Source organism: Sinomonas sp. ASV486, assembly GCF_030908215.1.
In the GTDB taxonomy this organism is placed as follows: domain Bacteria; phylum Actinomycetota; class Actinomycetes; order Actinomycetales; family Micrococcaceae; genus Sinomonas; species Sinomonas puerhi.
The window spans coordinates 400768-414843 of the sequence record NZ_JAVFJK010000001.1 but is presented as its reverse complement, the minus strand read 5'-3'; the positions used below and the strand labels follow the sequence as shown (position 1 = coordinate 414843).

Genomic DNA, 14076 nt, shown 5'->3' with positions numbered 1-14076 from the left:
GCGGGGGGTCAGTGGAGGAATGATGCGGTGAGTGTGTTCCCGTTCGTGCTCAGGATGTAGCAGTCCATGCGGCGGTCGCCGCCCTTCCAGCCGTCCTGGCTCGGATAGGCCGACCGCTGCTTGAGGTTGCTGGTGTCCCCGGGCAGCACGATGTTCGGGGCCTTGCACAGCTGGCTGGCGCGCTGTTCGAGGGCATCGCGCCCGGGGTAGGCCTCGGCGTCGCCGGCGTTCTCGACGCCGACGAGCTGTGCGGAATGCGGGTCGGTGCAGGTCACCTTGTCGCCCGAGTTCGCGGCGGCGTCGAAGTCGGCGAAGCAGTCGCCCTTCGCGTACGCCGTGGACTCGACGGCCGTCTTGGGCCTCCCAGCGCTGGCGAAGGCCGAGATGCCCCAGATGACAAGCCCCACCGCCAGGAGCGCGGTGATCACGAAGAGGGGGCCGCGGCGCTTGCGGCGCCTGCGCTGCTCACGCCTCGTCCCGACCGGGCTGGCCGGAGCCTCCTTTGGCTTCCGGACACTCCGGGCTCCCTTGCTGAGAGACGGGCGGCGCTTCGCAGCGGCTGGGCGCGCGGGCGCTGCGGGGTCCGGCGGGGTCGGTCCGGCGCCGAGCGGTGACCTCGTGGGTCGCGGGGGAGGGGGCGGAAAATTACCCCGTCGTGGTGCCCCAGGGGGGTAGGACGTGCTCATGCACTGGGCTCGCTTCCTTGTAGCTCACACGGCCAGTGGCCATCCAGTAGCCATCGCTGCGCGGATGCGCGGTCGGCTGGAATTACATGTAGTCTAGACCTACGACAAATTGATCAGACACTCTGGGGCCTCGCGAACGTGCCTTCGCGACAACCTCCGGAACGACGCAAAAAGGGGGTCACGCCATGGGGCGCGGCCGTCAAAAGGCTAAGGCAACCAAGCAGGCTCGGGACATCAAGTACTACAGCCCGAGCACTGACTACGCGGCTCTCGAGCGGGAACTGGGCTCTCAGACCGGCCATACTTCTCATCGATATGCTGAGGAACCCGAGCAGGACGACTCGGAGTACGCGGATCAATTTGGAGGCGAGGACGAGGACGAGGACTCTCGCCGGATCGGTTGAGGCCCTGAACTCGTTACAGCACCCCGCCATCGCAGGAGCGCATGCAGCTGCCTTGCGGTCTATTGCGCGCGAGGTGACGGAGACCGCCGAACCCCAGCCCCCCGGCGTCGCCCGCAAAGGCATCCTCGGAATGCTCGGTGAACGGGCCGTGCTTGTCGTGACCGGCGCGGGGGTCTCCACGGCATCAGGCATCCCGGACTACCGCGGCCCGCAGGGGTCGTGGCGCAAGCACCGGCCCATGACCTATCAGGAGTTCCGCCACGATCCGGCGGCGCGGCACCGTTACTGGGCGCGCAGCTTCATCGGCTGGCGGCACCTCAACCGTGCCGAGCCGAACCGGGCGCACCGGATCATCGCCGACCTCGAGCGGCGAGGGTACATCGCCGGCGTCGTGACCCAGAACGTGGACGGGCTTCACGCTGCGGCCGGGACCAACAACCTCGTGACGCTGCATGGCGACCTCGACAGGGTCGTGTGCCTCAACTGCGGCAACCTCGAAGCACGGAGGAGCCTCGACGCGCGCCTCTCCGAGGCCAACCCAGGCTACTCCGAGGCCGTCTCGCACGATCCCGCGGCAGTCAACCCCGACGGAGACGTCGAGCTCGACGAGCATTGGGTCGGCCGGTTCGTCATGGTCCCGTGCCTCGTCTGCGGCTCAGACGCGCTCAAGCCGGACGTCGTGTACTTCGGCGAGAGCGTCCCGCTCGAACGCAAGCAGCGGGCGACGGCGATGCTCGCCTCTGCGCGCAGCCTCCTCGTGCTGGGGTCATCCCTTGCGGTCATGAGCGGCTTCCGGTTTGTCCTCGACGCCGTGCGCGAGGGCAAGCCCGTGGGCATCGTGAACCAGGGCCCCACGCGCGGTGACTCCCGCGCCGACTGGCGGTGGCGTGCTGACGTCGGCGAGGCGCTCGGGGAGCTCTCCGCGGCACTCTGACCGCGCCGCATGGGCCGCGACGCACGGGCCGTCAGGTTCGCTCGACGGGGGCGCACCCTCGGGCGGGTCAGGCGATGCGTACCGATACGCTGCTCCATCCACCGGATGGATACGTGGCTCGCACCGGCGCGTTGGACGCGAGCTCGATCGACGTTGTGGCGCCGAGCAGTTCCTGCATGAGCACACTCAGCTCGAGCCGGGCAAGCGGTGCGCCCGGGCACGCATGGATGCCCTCCCCATAGAGCAGGTTGTCGGCCGGGTTGCGGTCGAGCCTGAACTCGTCGGGGTCTGGGAATACCCGTTCGTCCCGGTTGGCCGAGGCCCAGAGCACCACCACGCGTTCGCCCGCTGGGATGGTCCGGCCGCCGAACTCGACGCTGGCTCTCGTGCGGCGGCGATTCGCGATGAGCGGTGCGTCGAGGCGCAGGATCTCGTCGCTCGCCCGGGCCAGCAGGCCGCCGTCGTGCCTCCGCGCGCGGAGGTCCGCCTGGATGTCCGGATGGTCGGCGAGGAACTTCGCGATGGACCCGACGCTCGCGGCGATCGTTCCGAGCTCGCCGACCGTCCAGTTGCGCACGATCGAGACGATCTCCTCGTCGGTCAGCGGCCGGCCTTCGACCTCCTCGGCCAGGAGCTCGGACGTGGCGTCGGGCGTGCCGCCGCTGGGAAGGCGCGCACGGTCGCGCCGCAGGTTGAGCTGCTCGCGGATGTACCCGTCGAACTCGAGCGCGATCGCGGACATGGCCGCCCGGTCCATGCTCAGTGTGGCGGCGTGGTTCTTCCGGGTCCATTCGCGCAGGGGCCCGTGGAGGGTCTCGGGCCAGCCCATGAACGCACACTGGACCTCGTTGGCAAAGGGCTCGGCGAGGTCCGCCATGACCTCGACGTCGGCCTGCCGGGGGAGCGCGGCTACGAGCCGGCTCGCGATGGCGCGGCAGGCCGGCTCGAAGGCGTGCATGCGCCACGGCGTGTAGTACTTGTCGACGATCGCGCGGAACGGCCCGTGCTCGGGCGGGTCCATCCCGTTCGGGACGGTCAGATGGGTCGAGACGACGTTGGAGAACGTCTTGGGATCGTTGAGGATCCTCCGGTTGTCGGCGTGCCCGAAGACGGCCCAGTTCCCTTGTTCGCCCAGGGCCACGGGGCATCTGGCGCGCATGCCGTCGTAGGCCGCTATCTGGTCTGCCTGGACGTCTGCGGCCCGTGGGTTCCAGTCGGCGGTGGGGGCTGCTTCAACGTCTGCGTCCACGGTTGTCTCCTCCATGGCACAACCGTGCCAGATGCATCGGGCAGGGGGAAGGACCGGGTCGCCGGGCTTAGGCCTCCGGGCTCATCGACGCCGAGGATGTGCTCCCCGACGGGGGGGTGGGTCAGGCGTAGGCGTTCACGAGCCTGACGGCGCCGCCGTCGACTCCCTTGGCGCCCTGGACGTAGTCCGGGTCCCCTGCGGTCCCCGTCTCCGCGTCCTCCGACACCTGGCCCATGACCCAGGACGGGAGTCCGCGCTCGGCGAGACGCGCGAGGGTGGCATCGGCGGCGTCGGGCGCGACGATCGCAACCATGCCCACACCGAGGTTCAGGGTCCGCTCGAGGTCGGCCTGCGGCACGTTGCCGAGCTCCGCGACCACCTTGAAGATCGCCGGGAGTTCCCACGTGGAGCGGTCCACGGTCGCGAGGAGGCCCTTGGGGAGGACGCGCGCGAGGTTGGCGGCGAGGCCGCCGCCCGTCACGTGGGAGAAGCCGCGAAGCGGCAGTACAGGTGCCAGCTCACCGCCAGAGCCTGATCCGCCGGCGCCGTTCAGGGCGCGCACGAGGTCGAGGCAGTCGGCCGCATAAACCCGTGTGGGCTCGAGGAGCTCCTCGCCGAGCGTGCGTCCGAGCTCGGAGACCTGTCGATCCAGCGCCCAGCCCGCGTGGTTGATGACGCGGCGCACGAGCGAGTAGCCGTTCGAGTGGATACCCGAGGACGCCATGCCGATCACGACATCGCCCGCACGGACCCGTTCGGGGCCGAGCAGTGCGTCGGCCTCGACAACGCCGGTGGCGGCGCCGGCGACGTCGTACTCACTCTCACCCAGGAGGCCCGGATGCTCGGCGGTCTCGCCGCCCACGAGCGCGGTTCCCGCGACCGAGCAGGCCGCCGCGATGCCTCGCACGATGTCTGCGATCCGCTCGGGGACGACCTTGCCGCACGCGATGTAGTCCGTCATGTAGAGCGGCTCGGCGCCGACCACGACGATGTCGTCCACGACCATGCCAACGAGGTCGAAACCGATCGTGTCGTGAACGTCCATGGCCTGCGCGATCGCGACCTTGGTGCCCACGCCGTCTGTCGAGGTCGCGAGCAGGGGGCGCTTGTACGTGAGGAGCCGCGAGACGTCGAACAGCCCGGCGAAGCCGCCGACGCCGCCCAGGACCGAGGCGCTGTGGGTTGCCTTGACGGCGTCCTTCATGAGCTCGACGGCGCGATCGCCGGCCTCGACGTCGACGCCGGCGTCAGCGTAGGTGATCGCAGGGTAGGTCATGCCGGCCGAGCCGGACGAAGCGGAGTTCGAAGGGGTCGGCTGCGGGGTGCGGGCGGTCATGCGATCGTCTCTTTCCTGTCGGCCTCGGTCAGCAGGGGCTCGAATTCGGCGTCTGGGCCCGGGTCGCAGCCCGTCGAGCCGGCGTGACCACCCGTCTCGGTGTCGCCCACGGGATCGAGGTGGGCGGCGCCGTCGTCCGTGCCGTCCTCGCCGGAAGCCTGCGCGCCGTCTCGGAGCTCGAGGAGGTTCTTGCCGAGCTTGTCCGCGCTCGGCAGCTCGATCGGGTACGTCCCCGTGAAGCACGCCGTGCACAGGCGCTCGCGCGGCTGCAGAGTCGCGTTGATCATGCCGTCCTCGGAGATGTACCCGAGGGAGTCGGCGCCGATCGCCTGGGCGATCTCGTCGATCGTCGCGCCGTTCGCGATGAGCTCGGCGCGCGAGGCGAAGTCGATGCCGTAGAAGCACGGCCACTTCACCGGTGGCGAGGAGATCTTGATGTGGACCTCCTTGGCCCCGGCCTCGCGCAGCATGCGCACGATGGCCCGCTGGGTGTTCCCGCGCACGATCGAGTCGTCCACGACCACCACCCGCTTGCCCCGGATCACGGATTCGAGGGCGTTGAGCTTGAGCCTGATGCCGAGCTGACGCAGGGTCTGCGAGGGCTGGATGAAGGTGCGCCCCACGTAGGCGTTCTTGACGAAGCCGTGCGCGAAGGGGATGCCGGACTCCTCGGCGTAGCCGACCGCGGCGGGCGTCCCGGACTCGGGCACGGGGATGACGATGTCGGCGTCGTGCTGGTTCTCCCGGGCGAGCTGTCGGCCCATCTCGACGCGCGACTCGTACACCGAGCGGCCGTTGATCGCGGCGTCGGGGCGCGCGAGGTAGACGTACTCGAAGACGCAGCCGGCCGGCGTCGGCTTCCCGAAGCGCTGCGAGCGCACGCCGTTCTCATCGATGGCGATGAACTCGCCCGGCTCGATCTCGCGGATGAAGCTCGCGCCGACCGTCGCGAGGGCGGACTGCTCGGACGCGACGACCCAGCCGCGCTCGAGCCGGCCGAGGCACAGTGGGCGGATGCCGTAGGTGTCGCGCGCGGCGTAGATCGTGGACTCGTCCATGAACACGAAGCAGAAGCCGCCCCGGATCTTCGGGAGCAGCTCCATCGCCGTGTCCTCGAGCGTCTGGCCCTTCTGGCCCTGCAGGAGCGCCGTGACGAGCGCGGTGTCCGAGGTGTTGCCCTGCTTCATCTCGCCCGTGAGCTCGCCGCCCGTGAGCTCCTCGATCATGTCGCGGAGCTCGGCGGTGTTGGTCAGGTTGCCGTTGTGGGCGAGGGCCACGGTGCCGTTGGCCGTTGCGCCGAGCGTCGGCTGGGCGTTGGCCCAGTGGCTCGCACCGGTCGTCGAGTAGCGGCAGTGGCCGACGGCCAGGTGGCCCGTGAGCGTGTTCAGGGTCGACTCGTCGAAGACCTGGGAGACGAGGCCCATGTCCTTGTACACGTTGATGCGCGCGCCGTCGCTCGTCGCAATGCCCGCCGACTCCTGGCCGCGGTGCTGCAGCGCGTACAGCCCGTAGTAGGTCAGCTTGGCGACTTCTTCGCCGGGCGCCCACACGCCGAAGACGCCACAGGCGTCCTGGGGGCCTTTGTCGAGGGGGTCTAGATCAAGGGAGAGGAGTCCGTCACCACGTACCACTGGTTGATTGTCTCACGGAGCGGGGGCAGGGTCCGCGCCGTTGCCTTCCTGCGCCGTTCCGGTGGCCTGCGCCTCTGCCTCGGTGCCGGTTTCGGACGACGGCGAGTGGTCGCCGTCGTGCGGGTCGGCAGCAGCCGGGACCTCGGCCGGCTCGTCGATTTCCGCCGGCCCGTCGACTTCCTCGACCGTTGCGCGCTGCGAACGGCGCAGTGAGATGCGGTCGAGGACGAGCGCGACCACACCGCCGAGGAGCAGTCCTCCCGCCGCGAAGAGGATCATGAAGTACCCGAAGACCGAGCCCTGCGTGTAGTCCTTCGGGGCCGGGACCGAGAAGGAGGTGATCGCCGCGATGAGGACGCCCAGGACGCCGCCCGCGACGAGGAACGGGACGTACTTGGGTGCGCGGCGAACGGTGATCTGGCGCTGGGTGGGCATAGGACAAGCCTACCGGGCGGGTCCATGGAGTGTTGACCCAGCGAGGTGACCAGAGACCCCACAACGCCCCGCCAGAGACCCCGCAAAGCCCCGCCAGAGACCCCACAACGAGGGGGGTTGTGGGGTCTCTGGCGAGCGTTTGCGGGGTCCCTGGCGCTCGGCTCAGTGGCCGTGGGCTCCCTTCGCGGCCCTCACCGGGACCTCGTTGCCGTCCTTGTCCAGGATCTTGCCGTTCTCGCAGCGGTCGCCGTCCTCAAGGCACTCGAGGACCTCCTCGGGGACGATGCGCACGGGGGCGGCACCGAACACCGACGGGTTGTGCGGGGTGCCGCGCTTGACCACGTTGAAGACGATATTCAGCAGGATCGCCATGATTGCCGCCGAGCTGATGCCCGAGTCGAAGATCACCTGGAACCACGCGGGGAAGTGCCCGTAGAAGGCGGGATTGATGACCGGGACCATGCCGAACGCGATGGACGTCGCGACGATGATCAGGTTCATGCTGTCCTTGTAGTCGACCTTCGACAGGGTCCGGATGCCCGAGGCGGCCACCGTACCGAAGAGGACGATCCCCGCGCCGCCGAGCACCGGCGTCGGCACGGCCGCCACGACGCGCCCGAGGACGGGCAGGAGCCCGAGCAGCACCAGGACGCCGCCTCCGGCCGCCACTGCGAACCGGGACTTGATGCCGGTCACGGCGACGAGGCCGACGTTCTGGGCGAACGCGCTCTGGGTGAACGTGTTGAAGACGGGCGCGACGGCCGAGGAGAGCATGTCCGCGCGGAGGCCGTTCGCGATGCGCTTCGAGTCGATCTTCGATCCGGCGATCTCGCCGACGGCGAGGATGTCCGCGGTGGTCTCCGTGAGGATGACGAGGATCACGATCACCATCGAGATGATCGCGGCAGGCTCGAACGTGGGCAGACCGAACGCGAACGGTCGGGGCAGCTCGAAGATCGCGCCCGTGCCGACCTTGGAGAAGTCGGCCATGCCCATGAACGCCGCGACGATCGTGCCGATGACGATCGCCAGGAGGATCGACAGGCGCGAGATGACGGCGCTGCCGAGCTTGCTGAGGATCATGATCACCAGGAGCGTGAGCGCCGCGAGCCCGATATTGGCCGGGTCGCCGTAGTTCGGCGCCTTGGCGTTGCCGCCCAGGGCCCAGTTCGCGGCGACGGGCGTGAGCGAGAGGCCGATCGTCGTGATGACGACCCCGGTCACGACCGGCGGGAAGAAGTGGATGACCTTCGCGAAGAACGGGGCGACGATGAGGCCGATGAGCGAGGCCGCGATCACGGCGCCGAAGACCGCCTGGATCCCTCCGCCGCCGCTCACGATCGCGAGCATCGTCGCGACCGAGGCGAACGAGGTGCCCTGGACGAGCGGCAGCTGCGAGCCGAACCACTTGACGCCGAGCGTCTGCAGGAGCGTCGCGAGGCCGCCCACGAACAGGCAGGACGTGATGAGGAGCGCGATGTCCGGCCCCTTGAGGCCGGCCGCCGATCCGATGATGAGCGGCGGCGCGATGATGCCGCCGTACATCGTCAGGACGTGCTGGAAGCCGTAGGCAAATGCGGTGCCGATGGGCAGCTTCTGATCCTCGGGGCGGACCGCCTCGGCGCTCTGGGAGCCGGGTGCGGGCGCATGGTTTCGGGACATAGCGGACCTCCTTGTCAGCTGGATATTCCGAGTGCGCAACGGGGAACGGGATTGATGGGGGATGGGTGCCGCGGGCGGCCGGCCCAGGGAGTGCGGGCCGCCCGCGGCGGTCAGGCTCGCCTCAGGTGAGGCGAAGGGAAGGAGGACGACGGCGGCCGGAGATCACCGCCGTCGTGCGCGCCTTCCGTAGGGGCGGGAACGCTGGCATGAGAGCCCGGGGAGGCTCAGCAGAAGCCGGCGATCCCGTCCCACGCGTTGTTGTCGTCCGTGACGGTCTCGCGCTGGAAGTTCGCCTCGATGAGGCCGTACGGGCGGTCTGCCGCGTAGAAGACCTCGTTCGGGTTGTCGAGGCCGAACGGCGTGAGGTCCACGAGGAAGTGGTGCTTGTTCGGGGTCGAGAAGCGCAGCTCATCAATCTCGGGATGAGCGTCCAGGACCTTCTGGGCCATCTGGAAGAGCGTCTGCTGGAGCGCGTAGGAGTACTCCTCGGCGAAGCCCTCGAGCAGGAGCGCCCTGACGTCGTCGTAGGACTTGTTGAAGTCCACCGCGCCGTTCGCGATCGCCTCTGTGCTGTAGCGCCAGCGGGCCGAGACATCCGTGGCGAGGATGCGGTCCGTGGTCTCCTGCAGGGTGGTGAAGCGGTCCTGCGGGTAGCCCACGAAGCCCGACTGCGTCGACTTGAGGACGGTGAGGCCGTTCAGGCCCGAGATGACCTGGACCGCGCCTCCGTCCTTCACGACCACAGCGTTGCGGACTTCTTGGCCCCTGCGGACGAACGAGTGGCCGTGCTCCTCCCCATGGGAGACGATGCGCTCCCACGCGTACTGCTCGGCCTCCCAGCGCCCGCCCATGACCCAGCCGAACTCCGACGTGAAATGGTTCGCGAGGCGGAGGAGGAACTCCTCAGGGGAGCCCACGCCGTCCCTGGCCAGGCCGTACACGGTGTTCTTCTGGGTGTCCGTCGGGACCACGTGGGCGTTGTCGCCGTCGAAGTGCGCGGCGTCGAAGTCACCGCGCAGCTGCGAGGTGACGTTGAGGTCCTCGATCTCGTGGCGGTCGGTGTCGCGGGTGATCTTGACGACTCGGACCTCGGCCTTGCCATACTGGTTCTTGCCCAGGACGATCCTGCTGGTGTTCTCGGTGTTCTCGGTGTTCTCGTTGTTCGGAGTCATGGCGGGTCAGCTCCCTCGGTAGGTGGAATAGGCGAAAGGACTCAGCAGGAGCGGCACGTGGTAGTGCGCCTCTGCGCCGTTGACCGTGAAGGTCAGCGATACCTCCGGGAAGAAGGCGTCCTGCCCGATGCCGGCGAAGTAGGCTCCGGTGGCGAACTGGAGGCGGTAGTCGCCGCTCGCCAGCCGCTCGGGGCCAAGGTCTTTCACCCGCCCGTCAGCATCGGTGGTGCCCGTGCCAATCTGGGACCATGCCTCGCCGTCGCGGGCGTAGAGTTCGACGGCGACACCTGCGGCCGGCTTCCCAGCCGCGGTATCCAGAATGTGGGTGGTCACATGTGAGGCGCTCATTCGCTCAGGCTCCTTGCTCGGTGAGGGCCCGCGGGCTCTGCCGGACGCTCTGCTGCAGACGCAGCACGGCGATCTCGCGGAGCTGCTCGGCAACCACGGGGACCTCCTGCCCGGACGTATGGCCCAGGCGCTCGCGGAGGGCCTTGAGGATGTCCTCGGAGCTCCGGCCGGCTGCGCGGATCAGGAAGACCCGGCCGAACTTCTCCTCGTAGGCCCGGTTCCCCTCGGCGAGTGCCGCGGAGGTCGCATGGTCCGCAGGGTCGACGCCGGCCTGCTCGCTGCGGGACATCCCCGCCTCGGTGCTCGCGCCTTCTGCCCGGTCCCCGATGCGGGGGTGGTGGGCGAGTGCGGCCTCGAGCTCTTGGTCGGTGAATGGATGGGCCGCGCTCCGTGCGGTGGCCAGGAGATCGTCGAGACGCGCATAGGGGCGGGCATCGACGATTTCTGTGACCCAGCGGTCGACGTCGAGGCAAGGCTTCAGGAGCTCTCTTGCCTTCTCGGCGGGGGCGGCATTGAACTGATCAAGCAGCATGCTTGTCTGGTCCTCAACGGCTCAGTGCTGGCATCCACGGTGACGGCTATACGGAACATCGGTGTCCAGATCATCGTCTGGGTTTCGTATCGTGGAACTGTTATTTCAGCACGTGCAATTATTCTTGCTCATCGTGCTGTGACTGTCAACACATCCGCGTGATTTGGGATACACAATCTTCTCACCCCTCGCCGAACTCTCACCCCTTGCCGAGGTCACCCCGTGTGGCACTGGGTGGCACTGAGGTCACCCCGTGTGGCACTGAGGTCACCCCGTGTGGCACTGAGGTCACCCCGTCCGCGCGTGAGATCACCGCGTGGGTTGCCTGGGTCATCGGGGGCGGCCAGCCACGGGCATGTTGCCGGACGCCCGGCATGGTGCCGTCGCCCCGTCCACGGCCTCACACGCGGCGATCTCGCGTTCACACGCGGTGATCTCGGAGTGGGATGGGGCGATCTCGGCACTGCACGGGGTGATCTCGGCACTGCACGGGGTGATCTCGGCGTTGGGAGGGGTGACTTCGGCGGATCCGGAGGGGAACGCAGGAGAGCCCCGGGCCAGTTCATCGTCCGTGAACTGGCCCGGGGCCCTGGTTTCGACGTCGCTCAACCACCGCGGTGGCTGAGCTTAGCCGGCGTGGCTCAGAGGCCGAGCCTCGTGCGCAGCGCGGCAACGTGGCCGTCGGCCGTGACGCCGTAGTCGATCGTCTCGACCTCGCCCTCAGGGGAGACGACCGCGGTCGAGCGCAGGATGCCCTCGCGCACCTCGCCATTGACGATCTTCTCGCCCCAGGCGCCCCACTCGCGGGCCACCTGCGCGCCGTCGTCCGAGAGGAGCGGGAAGGTGAGTGAGAAGTCCTCGGCGAACGAGGCGATGTCCTCCACAGGATCCGGCGAGATGCCGATGACGCTGACGCCTGCCGCGTTGAGCGCGTCGAGGCTGTCGCGGAAGTCGCAGGCTTCCGTGGTGCAGCCGGGCGTCGCGGCCTTCGGGTAGAAGTACACGACCACGCGGCGGCCGCGGAAGTCCGCGAGCGAGACCTCGTGCCCAGAGGCGTCCGGGAGCGTGAAATCGGGGGCCTGCTGGCCAGCGGCGAGCTTCGTCAGTGCTGTCATAGTTCCTCCTGTGGATCCATCAGAAAGCGAGCTGTCACGCCGTCCCGCGGCGGATCAGCTGGCCAGTGGGCTCGGTGTAGCCCACCTCGGTTCCGCGCACGAAGGTGCGACGCACCACGCCTGAGAGCGGTTTGCCCTGGTACGGCGTGATGTGGTTCTTGTGGTGCAGCTTCTCGGCGTCGACGATGAACGTCTCGTCCGCGGCGAAGATCGCCAGGTCAGCATCGTAGCCCGGCGCGAGGACGCCCTTGCGCTGCAGGCGCGCGAGCTCGGCGGGCCTCTGGCCCATCCACTCCACGACGCGCTCGAGCGGGATCCCGCGCTGCCGTGCCTCGGTCCAGATGAGCGGGAGGCCGAGCTGGAGCGACGCGACGCCGCCCCACGCGACGCCGAAGTCCCCGTTCTCAAGGTCCTTGAGCTCGATGGTCGACGGCGAGTGGTCCGAGACGATGCAGTCGATGACGCCGTCCTCGAGGCCCTTCCAGAGCAGCTCGCGGTTGGCGGCCTCGCGGATCGGCGGGCAGCACTTGAACGCGGTTGCGCCGTTGGGGATCTCCTCGGCCAGGAGCGTGAGGTAGTGCGGGCACGTCTCGACGGTGAGCTTGACGCCGTCGTGCTTCGCGGAGGCGATCATCGCGAGGGCGTCCGACGACGAGAGGTGCAGGATGTGCGCCCGCGCACCGGTCCAGCGGGCCCGCTCGATGACCTGGGCGATCGCGACGTTCTCGGCGCCGCGCGGCCGCGAGTGCAGGAAGCTCTCGTAGACATCGCCCTCGGGGTTGGGTGCGTGGTCGATCGCGCGGGAGTCCTCGGCGTGGACGATCATGAGCCCGTCGAACCCGGCGATCTCGCCGAGGTCCTTCTCGAGCTCGTCCTCGTCCAGATGCGGGAACTCGTCCACGCCCGAGTGGAGGAGGAAGCATTTGAAGCCGAAGACGCCCTCGTCGTGGAGCGCGCGCAGATCTCCCGTGTTGCCCGGGATCGCGCCGCCCCAGAAGCCGACGTCGACGAACGACTGGGTCTGCGCCGCGGCCCGCTTGAGCTTGAGCGCCTCGACGTTCGTGGTCGGCGGGATGGAGTTGAGCGGCATGTCGATGATGGTCGTGACGCCGCCGGCCGCGGCGGCCTTGGTCGCGGAGGCGAAGCCCTCCCACTCAGTGCGGCCGGGCTCGTTCACGTGCACGTGGGTGTCGACGAGGCCGGGGATGAGGGTCTCGTCCTCGGTCAGCTCGATGGTCTCGCGGCCCACCAGGGCATTTCCGAGGGGCTCGAGCGCAATGATGCGCCCGTCGATGATGCCCACTTCCCGGGCAACGATGCCCGCGGTCGTGAGGACCTTCTGCCCTCGGATCACGAGGTCGTATTCGGTAGTCACCGCACAGGCTCCTTACTGTCCGTGTTCTCAACGATGGAGGCGGCGAGATCTCTCCCGATCCGCCGCAGGAGGCGCGCGGCCTCCGTCATGCACGTGGCGACATCACTCTCGATGTCGGTCAGCGCGTGCACTGATCTGAACCCCGCGCGCGCGCGGGACGCGGGGTCGAGCTGGCTGCGCCCGCACACCGCGATCACCGGGATCCCGAGGGCCGCGGCCTCGGCGGCCACGCCCACGGGTGCCTTCCCGGAAAGGGACTGCGCGTCGAGGCTCCCTTCGCCCGTGATGACCAGGTCCGCGCCGATGAGCTTCCCGCGCAGGCCGGTGAACTCGACGACGACGTCGATCCCCTTCCTCCGCGCGGCGCCCAGGGCGAGCGCCGCATAGCCCACGCCGCCGGCCGCACCGGCGCCCGGAAGATCCTTCGCCACGGCCGCCGCCGGGCCCATCGCTGCGCCGAGGACTCCGGCGAACCGGGCGAGCGCGGCGTCGAGTTCCGCGACGTCCGACGGCGATGCCCCCTTCTGCGGGCCGAACACGGCCGCCGCTCCGCTCGGCCCCAGAAGTGGATTGTCCACGTCGGCGGCGAGGGTGAGCCTGGCGGATCCGCCCGCACCGGCGAGCCGGGCGTCGAGGCCGGAGAGGTCCGCTGCGGCGATGTGGGCGAGAGCCGCGCCCCCGAGCGGAAGGTCGCGGCCGGCGTCGTCCGTGAACCGGGCGCCGAGGCCCGCGAGCATCCCCGCGCCGCCGTCGGTGCACGCGCTCCCGCCGACGCCGAGGACGATCTCGCTGCAGCCCGCATCGAGCGCCGCGCGGATGAGCTGGCCCGTGCCGAGGCTCGTGGCGCCGAGGGGGTCGAGGACGCCTCCGGGGAGCACATCGAGGCCCGAGGCCGCGGCCATCTCGATGACCGCGGTCCGTGGGCCGTCTCCTGCCAGGGGCTCGGGTCCGGAAGAGACAGCGAACTCCGCGATGAGAGTCTGGCCGGTCGGGCCGGCCACGGCAGCGCGGCGCGGGGCGAATCCCGCGCCGAGCGCCGCGTTCACGGTGCCCTCGCCGCCGTCGGCCACAGGCACCAGGACGAGTTCCGCCCCCGGGAGTGCCTCGGCCAGGCCAGCGGCGAGCGCCTCGGCGACCTCCGCCGCGGTGAGGGAGCCCTTGAACTTGTCCGGGGCGAGGACGATCTTCATCGGTCGT

General features: G+C 69.3%; 14 protein-coding genes. 2 read left to right on the top strand and 12 right to left on the bottom strand.

The window, feature by feature from the left end; translation table 11 throughout:
- Nucleotides 1-8: 8 nt before the first annotated feature.
- Nucleotides 9-428, bottom strand: coding sequence for a septum formation family protein (locus RBS60_RS01905; protein ID WP_307955807.1), 420 nt, complete (start codon nt 426-428; stop codon nt 9-11).
- Nucleotides 429-871: 443 nt separating this feature from the next.
- Between RBS60_RS01905 and RBS60_RS01900 the strand changes: the two genes are divergently transcribed.
- The gene (locus RBS60_RS01900; protein WP_307955806.1) at nt 872-1090 is read left to right on the top strand and encodes a DUF3073 domain-containing protein; all 219 of its coding nucleotides are present in this window, start codon (nt 872-874) and stop codon (nt 1088-1090) included.
- A gap of 4 nt (nt 1091-1094) precedes the next feature.
- Nucleotides 1095-2024 carry a Sir2 family NAD-dependent protein deacetylase gene (locus RBS60_RS01895; protein WP_307955995.1) on the top strand — a complete coding sequence of 310 codons (930 nt, stop codon included), beginning with the start codon at nt 1095-1097 and terminating at the stop codon, nt 2022-2024.
- Between the two features lie 67 nt (nt 2025-2091).
- Here the strand turns inward: RBS60_RS01895 and RBS60_RS01890 are convergent, their stop codons facing one another.
- From RBS60_RS01890 to RBS60_RS01840, 11 genes are all read right to left on the bottom strand, one after another.
- Nucleotides 2092-3288, bottom strand: a complete 1197-nt coding sequence (locus RBS60_RS01890; protein ID WP_307955805.1) for a cytochrome P450 — start codon at nt 3286-3288, stop codon at nt 2092-2094.
- A 106-nt stretch (nt 3289-3394) separates the two neighbouring features.
- Nucleotides 3395-4549, bottom strand: a complete 1155-nt coding sequence (gene purM, locus RBS60_RS01885) for a phosphoribosylformylglycinamidine cyclo-ligase (protein ID WP_307955994.1) — start codon at nt 4547-4549, stop codon at nt 3395-3397.
- 56 nt (nt 4550-4605) lie between these two features.
- On the bottom strand, nt 4606-6240 hold the full coding sequence (gene purF / locus RBS60_RS01880) for an amidophosphoribosyltransferase (protein WP_307955804.1): 1635 nt from the start codon (nt 6238-6240) through the stop codon (nt 4606-4608).
- A gap of 12 nt (nt 6241-6252) precedes the next feature.
- Nucleotides 6253-6675: a hypothetical protein gene (locus RBS60_RS01875; RefSeq protein ID WP_307955803.1), complete on the bottom strand. Its 423-nt coding sequence runs from the start codon at nt 6673-6675 to the stop codon at nt 6253-6255.
- A gap of 162 nt (nt 6676-6837) precedes the next feature.
- Nucleotides 6838-8337 carry a nucleobase:cation symporter-2 family protein gene (locus RBS60_RS01870; protein WP_307955802.1) on the bottom strand — a complete coding sequence of 500 codons (1500 nt, stop codon included), beginning with the start codon at nt 8335-8337 and terminating at the stop codon, nt 6838-6840.
- Nucleotides 8338-8561: 224 nt separating this feature from the next.
- Nucleotides 8562-9509 carry a factor-independent urate hydroxylase gene (gene pucL / locus RBS60_RS01865; RefSeq protein ID WP_307955801.1) on the bottom strand — a complete coding sequence of 316 codons (948 nt, stop codon included), beginning with the start codon at nt 9507-9509 and terminating at the stop codon, nt 8562-8564.
- 6 nt (nt 9510-9515) lie between these two features.
- Nucleotides 9516-9857, bottom strand: coding sequence for a hydroxyisourate hydrolase (uraH, locus tag RBS60_RS01860; RefSeq protein WP_307955800.1), 342 nt, complete (start codon nt 9855-9857; stop codon nt 9516-9518).
- A 4-nt stretch (nt 9858-9861) separates the two neighbouring features.
- Nucleotides 9862-10389, bottom strand: coding sequence for a 2-oxo-4-hydroxy-4-carboxy-5-ureidoimidazoline decarboxylase (gene uraD / locus RBS60_RS01855; RefSeq protein WP_307955799.1), 528 nt, complete (start codon nt 10387-10389; stop codon nt 9862-9864).
- Between the two features lie 641 nt (nt 10390-11030).
- Nucleotides 11031-11504, bottom strand: coding sequence for a thioredoxin-dependent thiol peroxidase (bcp, locus tag RBS60_RS01850; RefSeq protein WP_307955798.1), 474 nt, complete (start codon nt 11502-11504; stop codon nt 11031-11033).
- 34 nt (nt 11505-11538) lie between these two features.
- A complete protein-coding gene (gene allB / locus RBS60_RS01845; protein WP_307955797.1) occupies nt 11539-12879 on the bottom strand; it encodes an allantoinase AllB in 1341 nt (446 codons plus the stop codon).
- Entirely contained in the window at nt 12876-14069 is a 1194-nt protein-coding gene (locus RBS60_RS01840; RefSeq protein WP_307955796.1) for a glycerate kinase, read from the bottom strand. Before RBS60_RS01840 ends, allB begins: the two co-directional genes overlap by 4 nt.
- Nucleotides 14070-14076 lie beyond the last annotated feature (7 nt).

Coding starts and splice junctions, on each gene's coding strand:
- bcp (WP_307955798.1), bottom strand. CDS start 11,504: ATGACAGCACTGACGAAGCTCGCCGCTGGCCAGCAGGCCCCCGATTTC.
- RBS60_RS01875 (WP_307955803.1), bottom strand. CDS start 6,675: ATGCCCACCCAGCGCCAGATCACCGTTCGCCGCGCACCCAAGTACGTC.
- RBS60_RS01840 (WP_307955796.1), bottom strand. CDS start 14,069: ATGAAGATCGTCCTCGCCCCGGACAAGTTCAAGGGCTCCCTCACCGCG.
- uraH (WP_307955800.1), bottom strand. CDS start 9,857: ATGAGCGCCTCACATGTGACCACCCACATTCTGGATACCGCGGCTGGG.
- RBS60_RS01870 (WP_307955802.1), bottom strand. CDS start 8,337: ATGTCCCGAAACCATGCGCCCGCACCCGGCTCCCAGAGCGCCGAGGCG.
- purM (WP_307955994.1), bottom strand. CDS start 4,549: ATGACCTACCCTGCGATCACCTACGCTGACGCCGGCGTCGACGTCGAG.
- RBS60_RS01890 (WP_307955805.1), bottom strand. CDS start 3,288: ATGGAGGAGACAACCGTGGACGCAGACGTTGAAGCAGCCCCCACCGCC.
- pucL (WP_307955801.1), bottom strand. CDS start 9,509: ATGACTCCGAACAACGAGAACACCGAGAACACCGAGAACACCAGCAGG.
- RBS60_RS01900 (WP_307955806.1), top strand. CDS start 872: ATGGGGCGCGGCCGTCAAAAGGCTAAGGCAACCAAGCAGGCTCGGGAC.
- uraD (WP_307955799.1), bottom strand. CDS start 10,389: ATGCTGCTTGATCAGTTCAATGCCGCCCCCGCCGAGAAGGCAAGAGAG.